We start from the raw sequence: 15,444 nt of genomic DNA, 5'->3' as shown, positions 1-15,444 counted from the left end.
AGGGGCAAGGCATCACTCACGCACACCAGCGAGAAGCCGACATCCACGCCGATCTCACGACGGCCAGTGCTTCCGAGGCTGTCACCGTCAGCCGCGTCTGGTGGCCGAGCGCGCGGCGCCACCTCTGCTCGTCGGGCCCACTCGTGAACACCCAGTCCGCCGGAGGCCGGCCTGTTGGTCCGTGCCGGACGAAGACGTCGACTGCGGTCGCATCGATCAGGTTCCGCTGCTGCATGGCCCACTGGTCGTACAGGTCGCGAGGCGCGCGCCGATCCATCCACGCGGCGAGCTTCGCCGCGGCGAAGGCCGCGCTGGTCAGCGTGCGCAACCGCGCTGGCGGAGCGTCGCTGTAACGCTGCTCGATGTCGCGGACCTCGGTCGGCCAGGTGTAGCCGTCACCGGCAAGCAGCTGGACCTGGATCCCGTCCACGTTGTCGACCGACATGGTCGCAGGCTGGCTACCGACGCCGAACCGTTCGGCGACCGCCTCGAGCTCGTCGTACCCGCCGACGCTCATCGGCCGGTCGCCACGCGGGCGTAGGTCGCCTTCATCCGTTGCCGGTCCGCGATCGCCCGGAGCGTCGCCGGATCGGACCGCTGCCACAACGCTGCGATCGCCTCCTGCGAGTCTGGGTCCTCGCCGCGGGGGTCCAGACGGGCGAGGTCGAGCACGGTCTGCTCGGGCGTCGTCGCGAGCGCTCGACCGAGCTCCGTCGTCACCGCGATGGCGTCGAGATCCTTCACGGCGCGCCGGACGAACCTGATCTCGCCGTCACGGCCGGCGAACCGCAACGGTCGACGCTGGCGGGGCACGGCCACGTAGCCGACGCCGATGGCCCGCGGAAGTGCGCGGTGCACCCGCGCGGCAGTCAACCCGGTCAGCACCGGGACGCCCTCGCCGTACATCGCCGTCGCCACCGCGGCGGTGGCTGCCTCGATCGTCGGGAGCCACGCCGCGCCGACGTGCTCCGGGGGCACCGCGCAGTAGAACCCGTGCGCCAACCGGCGGATCACGCCACGGCGCTCGAGGATGGCCAGCTGGGGTCCGGGATAGGCGTAGACGTCGTCGAGGTCTCTCGCCCGGACCGTTCGCATCGGGGCGCGTGCGATCAGGCGCATGACCTCCCGTTCCTGGTTCACCGCGCAAACTTTAGTCGTGGCGACTTACTTCTGCATACTCATGAGCAGTACGCCGCGCGATCGTCAGACGTGCTCGCTGATCAGCACCGCCCACGTGCCGGGGACGTGGGCGGTGAAGACGTGCGGCTCGTCGCCGGGGTAGGAGATGTAGTCGCCGGGCTCCAGCTCGACGGGGTGGTCGGCGGGACCGGCCAGCGCGCGGCCCGCGGCGAGCACCACGTGCTCGATGATCCCGTCGGCGTGCGGATGGGAGTTGCGGCTGGACCCCGGCTCGGCGCGCACCACGTAGACGTCGCGGCGCGCGCCCGGCGGGCAGGTGGCGACCAGGGTGGCGATGTAGTCGGCGCCTGTCGCCGGGACCGCCGGGCCCTCGCCGGCACGGATCACCACCACCCGGCCTGAGGGCGGGTCGACCAGCCGGGAGAACGGCACGCCGAGAGCGTCGCCCAGCGCCCAGAGGGTCTCGACGCTCGGGTTGCCCTGCCCCTGCTCGAGCTGGGACAGCGTCGACTTGGCGACGCCGGCGCGGCGCGCCAGCTCGGTGAGACTGAGGCCCGTGCGGGTCCGCTCGCGGCGCAGCGAGCGGGCGATGGCCTGCTGGAGGGTCTCGGGCGAGTCCGGCACGTGTTCGCTCCATCGGTCGGATCGTTCGTCTTGACGAACAGCGTACCGGGGACTCATGCTCGACCGCCATGACCCAGGACGCGCCCGCGGAGGTGCCCGACGAGCCCGCAGGCCACCCGCTGCGCAGCGCCGTCCGGACCCTCGGGCGCGCCCAGGTGCGCGACATCCTGCTGCTCTGCGTGGCGGACGGCCTGGTCGGCGCCTCGTTCGGCGCGATCACCGTCGCCGCCGGCATGCCGTGGTGGTACCCGACGCTGCTGTCGGTCGTGGTGTTCGCCGGCGCCGGGCAGTTCCTGGTGGTCGGCGTGCTGGCTGCGGGCGGCAGCCCGGTGGCCGCGGCGGCCGCGGCGATCCTGGTCAACGCGCGGCACATCCCGTTCGGCTTCGCGGTGCGCGACGCCGTCGGGTCAGGGCTGCGCCGACTGGTCGGCACGCACGTGATGATCGACGAGTCGGTCGCGTGGGCCCTCGCCCAGCCGACCCCAGCCCGGCGGCGGGCGGCGTTCTGGCTGTGCGGGTCGCTGCTGTTCCTGTTCTGGAACGTCGGCGTCGGGCTCGGCGCCCTGGGCGGCAGCGCGCTGACCGACACGTCGGCGCTCGGCCTCGACGCGGCGTTCCCCGCGGTGCTGCTCGCGCTGGTGATGCCGTCGCTGCGGCAGCGGCGCACGCGGCGTGCGGCCGTGGTCGGCGCCGGGGTAGCCGTGGCCAGCACGCCGCTGCTGCCGGCCGGGCTGCCGGTGCTGCTGGCGCTCGCGGGGCTGGCGGCGCGGGGACGCGCGAGGACCGCGGGACTCGATGCGGCGGGGCGGCCGACGACGGAGACCACGACGGACGGACCCGCGACCGCGGCGCCGGCGGCGCCGGGTTCCGCGGCCGACGACGATGCCCTGGGAGGCTCGTCGTGATCGCGCACGGGACGCTGATCGGCGTCGCGGTCGCCGTCGGCGCTGCCACCTACGCGTTCCGCGCGGCGGGGCCGTGGCTCGGCGAGCGGCTGCGGATCCCGGCGGCGGTGGAGCAGCTGATGGCCGACTCGGCCGTGGTGCTGCTCACCGCGCTCGTCGTCGTCGCGACCTTCTTCGACGGGCACGCCTTCGCCGGGCCGTCCCGGGTGATCGGGGTGGCGGTCGGCGCCGTGCTGGCGTGGCGGCGGGCGTCGTTCGTGCTCGTCGTCGTCGCGGCCGCCGGCACCACCGCCGTGCTGCGGCTGCTCGGCATGCCCTGAGCCGGGCCCCTGACCCGACCCGCCGGAGCCGTCGAACCCGGGACCAAACGCTCGCGAGGCGTGTGGGCGGTCCGGAATAGCGTGCGAGGCGTGATGGTGCTCGACGACGGCACGCTGGCGTTCTCGGCGTCCGACCTCTCGGCCGCGGCGACGTGCGAGTTCGCGGTGCTGCGCACCCTCGACGGGCTGCTGGGCCACGGCGTCCCGGTGCGCGCAACTGCCGATGTGATGCTCGAGCGGGTGGCCCGGCTGGGCGGCGAGCACGAGCAGCGGGTGCTGCGCTCGCTGGTGCGGGAGCACGGCGTGTGGTCGCCCGGCGCGTCAGGCGGGGTGGCGCAGCTGGTGCGGCCCGAGCACTACGACGTGCGCGACGAGCTCGTCGCCGGCCACGCCCGGACGGTGGAGCTGCTGCGGGACGGTCCGGACGTGCTGTACCAGGCGGGCTTCTTCGACGGGAGGTTCGTCGGCTGGGCCGACTTCCTGGTGCGGACGGCCGACGGCTGGCAGGTGGTGGACGCCAAGCTCGCGCGCAATGCCGCCGTGGTGGCCGTCCTGCAGCTGGCGGCCTACGCCGACCAGCTCGAGCGGTCCGGCGTCCCGCTGGCGCCGACCGTGCGACTGGTGCTCGGGGACGGCTCGTCGACGGAGCACCGGCTCGCCGACGTGGTGCCGGTGTACCGGCAGCGGCGGGCACGGCTGCAGGCGTTGCTCGACGGTCACCGGCTCGACGACGGGCCGGTGACCTGGGGCGACGAGCGGTACCACGCCTGTGGACGGTGCGACGTGTGCGCTCCGGAGGCCGCCGCCGCCCGGGACCTGCTGCTGGTGGCCGGGGTGTTCGCCGGTCAGCGGGAGAAGCTGCGGGCTGCCGGGATCCGGACCATCGACGAGCTGGCGGCCGGCGACGGGCCCGTGCCCGGCATGTCCGACGGCGGCGTGCGGCGGCTGCGGCTGCAGGCGCGGCTGCAGGTGGCGCAGGAGCGCGGGGCGGTCGGAGCCGGGCTGCCCGAGGGCGCCGGGGTGGAGCGTGGCGTCGCCGTCGCGCTGGTCGACCCGGACGGGGTGGCGGCGACCCTGCCGCCGCCCGATGCCGGCGACATCTTCTTCGACTTCGAGGGGGACCCGCTCTGGTACGACCCCGCGGCGGCCGGCTCGGACGCCTGGGGCCTGGAGTACCTGTTCGGCGTCGTCGAGCTGCCGTCCGAGCCCGGGGCCGAGCCGGTGTTCCGGCCGTTCTGGGCGCACAGCCGTGCCGAGGAGCGGGAGGCGCTGGTCGCGTTCCTGGACTACCTGGGCCGGCGGCGTGCCGAGCACCCGGGGATGCACGTCTACCACTACGCGCCCTACGAGCGGGTGGCCCTGCTGCGGCTGGCCGGTCGGCACGGCGTCGGTGAGGCGGCGGTCGACGCGCTGCTGCGCGAGGGCGTCCTCGTGGACCTGTACGCCTCGGTGCGTGCCGGCGTGCGGACGGGGCAGCCGTCGTACTCGCTCAAGCAGCTCGAGCCGCTCTACATGCCGGAGCACCGGACCGGCGAGGTGACCACCGCGGCGGCGTCGATCGTCGAGTACGCCGAGGCGGTGGCAGCGCGGGACGCCGGACGCCTCGACGAGTGGCGGGCGCGGGTCGAGGAGATCGGCCGGTACAACGAGTACGACTGCTTGTCGACGCTGGGCCTGCGGGACTGGCTGCTGGCGCACCTCGCGGCGGCGGGACGAGGGCCGGCGCGGGCGGTGGTGACCGGGCCGGCGGGCGCGGGGCCGGTGGGCGCGGGGCCGGTGGGCGCAGGGGCGGCCCGTGCGGGGCTGCTGGGCGACGGCGTCGGCGCTGCGGCCGACGACGAGCGGGTCGTCGCGGAGGCGTACCTGGCCGCACTCGAGCAGCTGCTGATGGACGCCGCCGGGCCCGGGCCTGGTGAGGGTGTCGAGCGGGACGCCGACCGGCAGGCGATCGCCCTGGTCGCAGCGGCGCTGCGGTACCACCGCCGCGAGGAGCTGCCGTTCTGGTGGGCGCACTTCGACCGGCTCAGCAGCGAGCCGGCGGACTGGACCGACCGCCGGAACACCTTCGTGGCCGAGGCCGTGGAGGTGCAGCAACGGTGGTCGTCGGTGGGGCGTCAGCTGCCGCGGCGTCGGCTGACGATGACCGGGCGGCTGGAGCCCGGCAGCGAGCTGCGGCCGGGGTCGGCGGTGTACGGGCTGTACGACCCACCGGTGCCGGTGGGCGCGCACGGGTCCGTGGACGGGTCGCGCGGCTGGCGCACGCAGCTGCTGGTGCTGGACGTCGCACCGCAGGACGGGCACGACGTGCTGCTGGTGGAGGAACGGCTCGGCAGGCAGGAGGCGCCGTTCGACGAGCTGCCGATGGCCCTGGTCCCCGCGCCCGGACCGGGGACGGGACCTCTGCGGGACGCCGTGCGAACCCTGGCGGAGCAGGTGGCCGAGCACGTCGCGGAGGGCCTGCCCGGGCTGCCCGACGGCGCAGCGACGGATCTCGCCCGGCGGCGGGCACCCCAGGACCAGGGTCGGCGCGACCTGGTGCTGCCGCGGGCCGAGGGTCCGGACGACCTGCCGAACACCCTGGTCAAGGCGTTGCACCAGCTCGGCGCGTCGTACCTGGCGGTCCAGGGGCCGCCCGGCACGGGCAAGACGTACACCGGGGCCCGCGTGATCGCCGACCTGGTCGCCGAGGGTTGGCGGGTCGGCGTGGTGGCGCAGTCCCACGCCGTGGTGGAGAACCTGCTGCGGTGCGTCGCCGCCGCCGGCGTGGACCCGGCGGCGATCGGCAAGCAGCCGTCCACCGAGCAGATGGTGGCGCACGGCGGCCCGGACCCCCAGGCGCCGTGGACGTGGCTGCGCACCGACACGGCGATCGCCGAGTTCGAGGACGGCGACGGCGGTTCCGGGTGGGTGCTCGGCGGGACCGCGTGGACGTTCACCAACCCGAACCGGCTGCCGGACGAGCCCCTCGACCTGCTGGTGGTGGACGAGGCGGGCCAGTTCAGCCTGGCGAACACGTTCGCAGTCGCCGGTGCGGCGCGGCGGCTGCTGCTGCTCGGCGACCCGCAGCAGCTGCCGCAGGTCAGCCAGGGCACGCACCCGGAACCGGTGGACCACTCGGCGCTCGGCTGGCTGATGGACGGGGCCGCCACGCTGCCGGAGCGGTACGGGTACTTCCTCGCCGACACCTGGCGGATGCACCCGGCACTCTGCGCCGCCGTGTCGAGGCTGTCCTACGACGACCGGCTGCGGTCGGCGCCGGCTGCCTCGCGGCGGTCGCTGTCCGGCGTCGAGCCGGGGGTGCACGGGCTGCTGGTGGAGCACGGCGGCAACGCGGTGCGATCGGCGGCGGAAGCGGCGGTGGTCGCCGACCTGGTGCGCGACCTGGTCGGCCGGTGGTGGACCGACCCGGGCGACGCCGACGCACCGACCGGCCGGCCGCTCCGGCCGGAGGACGTGCTGGTGGTCGCCGCGTACAACGCCCAGGTGTCGGCGGTGAACCAGGCGCTGGCCGAGGCGGGGCTGCACGGGGTGCCCGTCGGCACCGTGGACAAGTTCCAGGGGCGGCAGGCGCCGGTCGCGATCCTCACCACCGCGGCGTCGTCACCGGTGGACGTGCGGCGGGGCATGGGGTTCCTGCTGAACCGGAACCGGCTCAACGTCGCGGTGTCGCGGGGGCAGTGGTGCTCCTTCGTCGTGCGCTCGACCGCGCTGACCGACTACCTTCCGAGCCGGCCGGCGCAGCTCGCGGAGCTCGGGGCGTTCATCGCGCTCAGCACCAGCCACGTGGTGCACCTCGAGCGGTCGGTGGTGCAGGTCGCGTTCTAGCCGACACCAGGGCCGTCACCAGGGCCGTCACCAGGGCTGTCACCAGGGCTGTCACCAGGCATGCACGCCCAGCACCAGGCGGCCCACCGCATCGAGGCCGTCCACGCGACGCAGGCGGGGATGGGCCACCAGGTCGGCCGGCAGCGCGACGGTCGGGTCCATCGCCACCGTGAACGTCCCCGCCGCGAGCCCGGCCCGGACGCCGGTCGACGAGTCCTCCACCGCGACGCAGCGGCGGGGATCGACCGCCAGGGCCTCGGCAGCGTGCAGGTACGGATCCGGCGCGGGTTTGGGCCGACCGGGACCGTCGCCGGCGACCACCACCGCGAACACCCCGGCCGGGGCCGACGCCACCACGGCGTCCACCACCACCGAGTGGGTGGCGGACACCAGCGCCAACGGGATGCCGGAGTGGTGCAGCGCCGCCAGCAGGTGCCGGGCGCCCGGCCGCCAGGGCATGCCACGACGCAGCACCGCGCCGACGTCCCGGTGCAGCCGCGTCACCACCTCGGCCTCCGTGAGCGGCACGCCCCGCCGCAGCACCTCGGCCACCAGGGCCGGGATGGACCAGCCGACGATCGCCGCGTCGTCCACCGGGTGCCACGGGTGACCGTGCTCGCGCACCAGCGTGCCGACGGCTGCCGACCACATCGGCTCGGAGTCGATCAGCGTGCCGTCCAGGTCGAACAGCACCGCGGCGGGCCGTTCGTCGTCCCACGGCAGCGTCGGTCCTGCCTCGGCACCGACCGTCGCGCCCCATCGCGACCCCGGCGCGCGTCCCGGCCCCGACCCGCTCAGGAGATCAGCCACGTCCGGCGCTTCAGGTAGCGGGCCGCCACCTCCACCGTGCCGGACGTCTGCTCCGCCCACAGGTCGGCGGGCAGCGCATCGGCACGGTGGGTGGTGGTCCACCCCAGCATCTGCAGCCGGCGCACCATCGAGAAGGCGCACGCCCGGTTCAGCTGCTGCGTGGTCAGAGGACGGACCTGCTGGTAGCCGGCGAGCCACTCGGCGGCCATCGCCCGGGCGTAGGGGACGTGCTCGAGGAAGGTCAGGGAGGCGGCGAAGTCGTACCCGAACCAGCCGTAGCCGCAGTCGTCGAAGTCGATCACGGTGAGGCTGTACCCGTCCGTCATCACGTTGGACGGCCGCAGGTCGGCGTGGATCAGCCCCCAGTCGGGGCCGCCGACGCGGAGGTCGGACAGCGCGTCGAGCGCCGCGGCCTGGGCCCGGTCGAGCAGGGCCATCTCGCCGGGGGTCAGCGGTGCGTCCTCCCAGCGACCCCATCGCGCCGTGTCGCCCAGCATGTCCGACACCGTCCACGCGTGCCGGTGGAACGGCGTCGGCGGCCGCCAGCGTGAGGCGTGCTCGTGCAGCAGCGCCGTGGTGCCACCGATCTCCGCGTAGAAGGGCACCGGGTCGGCGGCGTCCTCGAGCACGTCCCCCTCGATGAACGCGAAGGACACGCAGGTCCACGCCGTGCCGTCGTCGTCCCGGACGGTCGCGACGTAGGTGCCGGCCGTCGTCGTCAGGCCCGTGGGCACCCGCGCAACGCGGGCGGCCGCGAGCGCGGCCACCCAGGCGAGCTCGGACTCGAACGCGAGGGCGTCGCCCATGTACCCCGGCCGGGCCACCCGCGTGACGGCGACGGGTTCGCCGTGCTCCCGCACCAGGAACGTCGCGTTCTCCGAGACGGTGATCAGCGTGACCGTCGAGTCGGGTGCGAAGCCCCAGGCGTCGAGCACGCCGTCCCGCAGCCACGACGGCGCGGGCGCTCCCTTGGACAGCTCGTCGAACACGGCGAGCGTCGGTGCGCTGCGCAGGATCTGGTCGGTCATCGTCTGCCCCTGAACGGCGGGACCGCGCACCGGGAGGCGGCGGCCGGGCGGGAGAGGCGGGCCGGGCGGCGTCGCCATCCTCGGCCCGCGCCGGGTGCGGGCGCCAGGGTGCGCGGGCAGAGTTCACGACGACGTAACGACGGTGCCCGGTGTTGACCGGCCATTTACATGGGGCGCCCGTCCGTTAACGCACTCCTTACGCGCAGGTATCAGGACGTGCGCACGACGGGCCGAGGATGACCAGGTCAGCAGAGGCGGGCCGGGCGGCTCCCCTGCCCGACGAACGCCGCACCGTCGCACCGCACGAGCCCGCGCTCGGCCCCGGCGGTGCGCCCGTCGGCATGCCCGAGAGGACCACCGGCCGTGGCCACGCGCTCGACGATCATGGACACCAACTCCTACCGGGCCGACTCCGGGGTGCCGCTGTCACCCCGGACGGCGCAGCTGGTGGCCCGGCGGCAGGACGTGCTGGGGCCGTCGTACCGGCTGTTCTACCGGCGGCCGGTGCACCTGGTGTCCGGGCACGGCGCGCACCTGGTGGACGCCGACGGGGCGGACTACCTGGACGTCTACAACAACGTGGCGTCCGTCGGGCACGCGCACCCGCGGGTGGCGGCGGCGATCGCCGAGCAGGCCGCGACGCTGAACACGCACACGCGGTACCTGCACGACGGGATCGTCGGGTACGGGGAGTCGGTGCTGGCCCTGCTGCCCGAGCAGCTCGACCGGGTCATGTTCTGCTGCACGGGCTCGGAGGCGAACGACCTGGCCGTGCGGGTGGCGCAGGCCGCCACCGGCGGGACGGGTGTGATCGTCACTGCGGAGGCGTACCACGGGAACACGGCGCTGACCTCGGGGATGTCGCCGGCGCTGGGCACCGCCCAGCCGCTCGGCACCGACGTGCGCGTGGTGCCGGCGCCGGACGCGTACCGGGTGCGGGTGGGCGATCCGGCCCGGCCGGGCGACCCCGCCGACCCCGCGGCGCTCGGCCGCTGGATGGCCGACCAGGTGCGCGCGCAGATCGCCGACCTCGAGCGGCACGGCATCCGGTTCGCGGCGTTCCTGGCCGACTCGATCTTCAGCTCCGACGGCGTGCACCCCGACCCGGTCGGCTACCTGCAGCCGGTGATGGAGGCGGTGCACCAGGCCGGCGGCGTGTGGATCGCCGACGAGGTGCAGCCCGGCTTCGCCCGCACCGGGGAGGCGTTCTGGGGGTTCGCGCGCCACGGGGTGGTGCCGGACCTGGTCACCATGGGCAAGCCGATGGCCAACGGCATCCCCATGTCGGCGCTGGCCGCACGCAGCGAGGTGCTCGCGCCGTTCGGCGAGCAGATCCCGTACTTCAACACGTTCGGCGGCAACCCCGTCGCGATGGCCGCGGCGCAGGCCGTGCTCGACGTGATCCACGACGAGGGGCTGCAGCGGCACGCCGCCACCGTCGGTGCGCGGCTGCTCACCGAGCTGCGTCACCTGGCAGCGCGCCACCCCAGCGTGGGCGACGTGCGGGGGGCCGGGCTGTACATCGGCGTGGACCTGGTGCAGGACCCGGTGACGCGGGCGCCGGACACCGCCACGGCGCTCGACGTGGTCGAGGGGCTGCGCGACCGGTACGTGCTGACCAGCGTCTGCGGGCCCGGCAACGTGCTGAAGCTGCGCCCGCCGCTGGTGTTCGACGACGACGACGTCGACCGGCTGTGCACCGAGCTGGACGAGGTGCTGACGGAGGTGGAGCACCGGCCCGCTCGGCACTGAGCGCACTCACGCACATCCCTGCACGGCACTGACACGGGAGGACAGATGGCGATCAGCAGCACCACCGACACCGGCTCGGACGCCGCCGCGGTCGGCACCACGGTCTCGGGCGTGACCTACGCCCGAGCGGACGCCGGGTACTTCGACAAGCGGCAGCTGCAGCGCAGCGCCGGGTTCTGGGGGCTGTGGGGTATCGCCATCGCGGCGGTGATCTCCGGGGACTTCTCCGGGTGGAACTTCGGCATCGGCCAGGCCGGCTGGGGCGGGTTCATGCTCGCCGCCGTCCTGGTCACCGTCATGTACGGCGCCATGCTGTTCAGCATCGGTGAGATGAGCGCCGCGATGCCGCACACCGGCGGCGCGTACTCGTTCGCACGGGCCGCGATGGGTCCGTGGGGCGGGTTCGTCACCGGTCTGGCCGAGACGGTGGAGTACGTGATGACCACCGCGGTGGTCGTGTACTTCTCCGCCGGGTACGCCGACCAGATCACCAAGGACCTGTTCGGCCTGTCCCTGCCGGTGTGGGTGTGGTGGGCGATCCTGTACGGCGCCTTCCTCGCGCTGAACGCCGCCGGTGCGGAGATCAGCTTCCGGTTCGCCGTCGTCGTCTCGGTCGTGTCGCTGGCGGTGCTGGTCGTGTTCGGCGTGATGGCGGCGTTCTCGTCGCACCTGAGCCTCGGCTCGCTGCTCGACATCACCCCGGACGCGGGGCGGTCGACCTTCCTGCCGCACGGCCTGACGCCGGTCTTCTTCGCGCTGCCGTTCGCGATGTGGCTGTTCCTCGGCATCGAGGAGCTGCCGCTGGCCGCCGAGGAGTCGCACATGCCCAGCCGCGACATCCCGCGGGCGGGGCTGTGGGGGCTCGGGACGCTGATCGTCTCCGCGCTCGTCGTCGTCGTGCTCAACCCGGCCGTCACGGGCGCGAACGCCCTGGGCACATCGGCCGAGCCGCTGCTCGACGGGTTCCGCGCCATGCTGCCCACCGGCAACGTGGCCGCGATCCTGTCCGCGTTCGCCCTGGTGGGGCTGCTCGCGTCGACGCAGGGGATCATGTTCGCCTACGGCCGGAACATCTACTCGCTGTCCCGCGCCGGCTACTACCCCAAGGTGCTGTCCCTGACCGGGGCACGTCGCACGCCGTGGGTGGCGCTGCTGGTCGGCGCGGTGGTCGGGTTCGTGTCGCTGGTGCTGGTGCAGTACGGCATCTCCGCCGCCGGGCCGATCGTGCTGAACATCGCCGTGTGGGGCGCGGTCATCAGCTACCTGCTGCAGATGACGTCGTACGTGCTGCTGCGGGTGCGGTTCCCGGGGGCGTCGCGGCCGTACCGGAGCCCGGTGGGCATCCCCGGTGCCGTGGTGGCGGGGGTCATGAGCGCGGCGATCTTCGTCGGCGTGATGCTCAACCCGGACTACCGGTCGGCGATCGTGGCGATCGCCGTGGTGTTCGTCGTCGGGCTGGCCGCCTTCGCGCTGTGGGGGCGGACGCGGTTGGTGCTGTCCCCCGAGGAGGAGTACGCGCTGGCGGGTGGGCTGCACTCGGGGGCGGCCGGGACGACGGCGGCGGGCGCGACGCCGGTGCCAGGGGTGGTGGCGGGGACGGCCGATGAGGCCGCGCCCGACGACGAGCCCGAGCCCGCGGTGGTGTAGTCGGCTCCGTCACGTGGTCGAGCGGCGGCGTCCTGCAGAGGCGCCGCCGCTCGCGTGTCCGGCGCCGGTCTGCCGATGGCGCCGCGGCGAGCTGGCTCGCGCGTAGGTCGGTGAGCCGTCCACAGGGGCGCGCCCGTGGATATGAGTGCAGGTCAGCCGCCATTTCTGCACGGCGGTGCGTGTCAGTGGTCGGTGGTGTGATGGGCTCATGGAGCTGGTAGCGGTGAGGGACGGGCGTCTTGTCGCCCCGCTGCCGCTGCCCGAGCTGGTGCCGTCGACGGCCACGGGGCCCGTGCCGCCACCGGAGCCGAGGGTTGCGCCGATGTCGGTGCAGGTGCCGCACTTCCCCGGGGACCTGCTGACGGACGACTCGTGCGATCCGGTGGCGGTGGAGCTCGCGGGACTGGCGGAGCAGGCGCAGGCGGTGACCGCGGCGGCAGCCCGCTTCGACACCCGCCTGCCCGCGGCGTACCTGTGGGGGGCGGCCGAGCTCGCGGCGCGGTGCGCGGACCGCGACGCGCGCCGTCGTCGGGAGTGGGGTGCACGCGGGATGCTCGCGGAGCTCGCCGCGACGTTGCACCTGGCCGAGGGCACCTTGGCGCGCCGGTTGACGCGGATCACCATGCTCGCGGCGCTCCCCCGGCTGCACGCCGCCCACACGGCGGGACTGGTGTCGGGCGCGCACGTCGACGCGGTGCTGGACGTGTTCCACGGGGTGACCGACCCCGACGTGCTGGCCCGCGCGGATGCGGCGCTGGCCGATCGGGCCGCTCGGCTGACCGCTCCGCAGCTGCGCGCTGCGGCCCGTCGGTGGCGTGCACGGCACGTGCCGACCACCGCCGAGCAGACCGCCCGGGCCGTGGCCGACCGGTTCGTCGACGTGACCCCCGCCGACGCCGACCTCTGCTGGTTGACCGCCCTGCTGCCGGCCGCCGCCGCGATGGGCATCGCGAACCGCCTCGACGACCTGGCCGCAACGCTCACCGGCCCGGACGAACCCCGTACCCGGCCCCAGCTCCGCGCGGACGTGCTGTGCGACCTCCTGCTGACCACCGACGCCCGCAGCGAAGCGGACGACGATGCACGGCCCGCCGAGGCTGACGAGCCGCCGGCCACCCACGGGGCAGCGTGTGCCAGCGCCGAGGAGTGCAACGCCGAGGAGTCCGGTGCCGGGATCCCGTCGTGGGTCCACGCCATCGCACCGCAGGTGGTGCTGACCGTGCCCGTGCTGAGCCTGCTCGGCCACTCGGACGAGCCGGCCGAGCTGGACGGGTTCGGGCCGATCGACCTCGAGACCGCCCGGACGCTGTGCGCCAACGCGCCGACGTTCACGCGAGTGCTGACCCATCCCGAGACCGGCACGGTGCTGTCCGTCGGCCGGGACCGGTACACCGTCCCTGCCGACCTGCGCCGCGCCGTGGCGATCCGCGACCGGACGTGCCGGTTCCCCGGTTGCCGCCGCCGGGCGGCGAGCTGCGACGTGGACCACTCCACCGCCTGGACCGACGGCGGCACCACGGGCCTCGACAACCTGGCCACCCTCTGCCGCAAGCACCACCGCCTCAAGCACGAGGCCGGCTGGCGGGTGGTCCACGAGGGCGGTGGGACGCTGCGCTGGCACTCCCCGACCGGCCGTCGCTACCGGACCCGACCAGCCACCGCGCTGTGGCCACCACCCCCGGCCGGGACTGACGGCGACGGGCGGAGGCCGGGCCGCGCGAGCGGGGCTTCCAGCGGCGCAGCAGGTGCGGCGACCCCGTCGGGGTACCCCGCGGTGCCCCCGTTCTAGCCGGCCTCGGTTCTCGCCAGCCCACGTTCTCGCCCGTCCGCGACGCCGTGCGCCTGCGTCCTGCGCGACCCCCGCTCTGGCGGCGCTGCGTGCACGTCGTTGCACCCGGTTGCCGTCCCTCGTCCGGCGCCTAGCCTGCTGATGAAGGTTGTGACACAGGTCACGTGAAGCGACGCGAGACGGGAAGTCGTCGTCACGGGCCGGGAGCGGCTGTGGGCCGCCCTCCGGCGACGCCGTCGCGGTGGTCGCACAACGCCGTCGGCAAGGCTCGTGCCCTCGACGTGCACGCATTCAGGTTGGACGTAACGAGAGAAGCACCTCATGACCACAAACCGTGTCGTCGTCTACAAGGGCCCAGGCAAGGTCGCCGTGGAGCAGATCGACTACCCCAGGCTCGAGCTGCCGGACGACGTCGTGAAAGGTCTCGGCGTGAAGAAGGAGGCTCCGCACGCCGCGATCCTCAAGCTGGTCACCACCAACATCTGCGGCAGCGACCAGCACATGGTCCGCGGCCGCACCACCGCGCCCATCGGGCAGACCCTGGGCCACGAGATCACCGGCGAGGTGGTGGAGGTCGGCGACGACGTGCTGTTCGTCAAGCCGGGCGACATCTGCTCGGTCCCGTTCAACATCGCGTGCGGCCGCTGCCGCATGTGCAACGAGGGCAAGACGGGCATCTGCCTCAACGTGAACCCCGCCCGCCCCGGCGCGGCCTACGGGTACGTGGACATGGGCGGGTGGCTCGGCGGCCAGGCCGAGTACGTGATGGTGCCGTACGCCGACTTCAACCTGCTGAAGTTCCCCGACCGGGACCAGGCGCTGGCCAAGATCCTCGACCTGACGATGCTGTCGGACATCTTCCCCACCGGGTACCACGGCGCCTACACCGCGGGCACCCGCACCGGCTCCACCGTGTACGTCGCCGGCGCCGGACCCGTCGGCCTCGCCGCCGCGTACTCGGCGCAGCTGCTCGGCGCGTCCGTGGTGGTGGTCGGCGACATGAACGCCGAGCGCCTGGCGCAGGCCCGCAGCTTCGGCTGCGAGACGGTCGACCTCAGCTCGGGCGACTCGCTGCCCGACATGCTGGAGCAGATCGTCGGCGAGCCGCTGGTCGACGCAGCAGTCGACGCGGTGGGCTTCGAGGCGAAGGGGCACGGCGCAGGGGCCGCAGAGGCACCGGCGACGGTGCTGAACGACATCATGACCGTCGCACGTGCCGGTGGGGCGCTCGGGATCCCCGGCCTGTACGTCACGGGCGACCCGGGTGCCGTCGACGAGAACGCCAAGGTCGGTCAGATCGGTGTGAAGCTGGGGACCGGCTGGGCGAAGTCCCTGTCCTTCACCACAGGTCAGTGCCCGGTCAAGCGCTACAACCGGCTGCTGATGAACCTGATCCTGGCGGACAAGGCGCACATCGCGAAGGCGGTCAACGCCACGACGATCAGCCTGGACGACGCCCCGAAGGGGTACGAGGAGTTCGACAAGGGCGCCGCACGCAAGTACGTCATCGACCCGCACGGCATGGTGCCGGCGGCGTGAGGCGCGCTGCCTGAGGGGTGCTCGGTGGGGACGGTCCGACGAACGGGCCGTCTCCACCGCCGTAC

12 protein-coding genes are annotated in these 15,444 nt (G+C 74.1%); 7 read left to right on the top strand and 5 right to left on the bottom strand.

Annotated elements, in window-relative coordinates; translation table 11 throughout:
- Positions 1–16: 16 nt before the first annotated feature.
- The 3 genes from N0B34_RS09555 to N0B34_RS09545 all read right to left on the bottom strand — a co-directional run bounded on the left by N0B34_RS09555 (position 17) and on the right by N0B34_RS09545 (position 1,764).
- Positions 17–517 (bottom strand): nucleotidyl transferase AbiEii/AbiGii toxin family protein, encoded by a 501-nt coding sequence (locus tag N0B34_RS09555; protein WP_263731141.1) that lies wholly within the window; start codon positions 515–517, stop codon positions 17–19.
- Positions 514–1,140, bottom strand: coding sequence for a type IV toxin-antitoxin system AbiEi family antitoxin domain-containing protein (locus N0B34_RS09550; RefSeq protein WP_263731140.1), 627 nt, complete (start codon positions 1,138–1,140; stop codon positions 514–516). Before N0B34_RS09550 ends, N0B34_RS09555 begins: the two co-directional genes overlap by 4 nt.
- Positions 1,141–1,203: 63 nt before the next feature.
- Positions 1,204–1,764 carry a helix-turn-helix domain-containing protein gene (locus N0B34_RS09545; protein ID WP_263731139.1) on the bottom strand — a complete coding sequence of 187 codons (561 nt, stop codon included), beginning with the start codon at positions 1,762–1,764 and terminating at the stop codon, positions 1,204–1,206.
- Between the two features lie 68 nt (positions 1,765–1,832).
- Between N0B34_RS09545 and N0B34_RS09540 the strand changes: the two genes are divergently transcribed.
- From N0B34_RS09540 to N0B34_RS09530, 3 genes are all read left to right on the top strand, one after another.
- On the top strand, positions 1,833–2,669 hold the full coding sequence (locus N0B34_RS09540; protein ID WP_263731138.1) for an AzlC family ABC transporter permease: 837 nt from the start codon (positions 1,833–1,835) through the stop codon (positions 2,667–2,669).
- A complete protein-coding gene (locus tag N0B34_RS09535; RefSeq protein WP_263731137.1) occupies positions 2,666–2,989 on the top strand; it encodes an AzlD domain-containing protein in 324 nt (107 codons plus the stop codon). Before N0B34_RS09540 ends, N0B34_RS09535 begins: the two co-directional genes overlap by 4 nt.
- 93 nt (positions 2,990–3,082) lie before the next feature.
- Entirely contained in the window at positions 3,083–6,814 is a 3,732-nt protein-coding gene (locus tag N0B34_RS09530; RefSeq protein ID WP_263731305.1) for a TM0106 family RecB-like putative nuclease, read from the top strand.
- Positions 6,815–6,865: 51 nt separating this feature from the next.
- Here N0B34_RS09530 and N0B34_RS09525 read toward each other — a convergent pair whose 3' ends face one another.
- The gene (locus N0B34_RS09525; RefSeq protein WP_263731136.1) at positions 6,866–7,624 is read right to left on the bottom strand and encodes an HAD family hydrolase; all 759 of its coding nucleotides are present in this window, start codon (positions 7,622–7,624) and stop codon (positions 6,866–6,868) included.
- Positions 7,609–8,652, bottom strand: coding sequence for a phosphotransferase enzyme family protein (locus tag N0B34_RS09520; RefSeq protein WP_263731135.1), 1,044 nt, complete (start codon positions 8,650–8,652; stop codon positions 7,609–7,611). Before N0B34_RS09520 ends, N0B34_RS09525 begins: the two co-directional genes overlap by 16 nt.
- A gap of 363 nt (positions 8,653–9,015) precedes the next feature.
- Between N0B34_RS09520 and N0B34_RS09515 the strand changes: the two genes are divergently transcribed.
- From N0B34_RS09515 to fdhA, 4 genes are all read left to right on the top strand, one after another.
- On the top strand, positions 9,016–10,404 hold the full coding sequence (locus N0B34_RS09515) for an aspartate aminotransferase family protein (RefSeq protein ID WP_263731134.1): 1,389 nt from the start codon (positions 9,016–9,018) through the stop codon (positions 10,402–10,404).
- A 45-nt stretch (positions 10,405–10,449) separates the two neighbouring features.
- Positions 10,450–12,051 (top strand): amino acid permease, encoded by a 1,602-nt coding sequence (locus tag N0B34_RS09510; RefSeq protein WP_263731133.1) that lies wholly within the window; start codon positions 10,450–10,452, stop codon positions 12,049–12,051.
- Positions 12,052–12,274: 223 nt separating this feature from the next.
- Positions 12,275–13,840 (top strand): HNH endonuclease signature motif containing protein, encoded by a 1,566-nt coding sequence (locus N0B34_RS09505; RefSeq protein ID WP_263731132.1) that lies wholly within the window; start codon positions 12,275–12,277, stop codon positions 13,838–13,840.
- A 321-nt stretch (positions 13,841–14,161) separates the two neighbouring features.
- Positions 14,162–15,379 (top strand): formaldehyde dehydrogenase, glutathione-independent, encoded by a 1,218-nt coding sequence (fdhA, locus tag N0B34_RS09500; RefSeq protein ID WP_263731131.1) that lies wholly within the window; start codon positions 14,162–14,164, stop codon positions 15,377–15,379.
- Positions 15,380–15,444: the final 65 nt, after the last annotated feature.

The organism is Cellulomonas sp. SG140 (assembly GCF_025770785.1).
Classification (GTDB): Bacteria; Actinomycetota; Actinomycetes; order Actinomycetales; family Cellulomonadaceae; genus Cellulomonas.
Note: the sequence above shows the minus strand (reverse complement) of the source record. Positions and strands in the feature narration are given on the sequence as shown.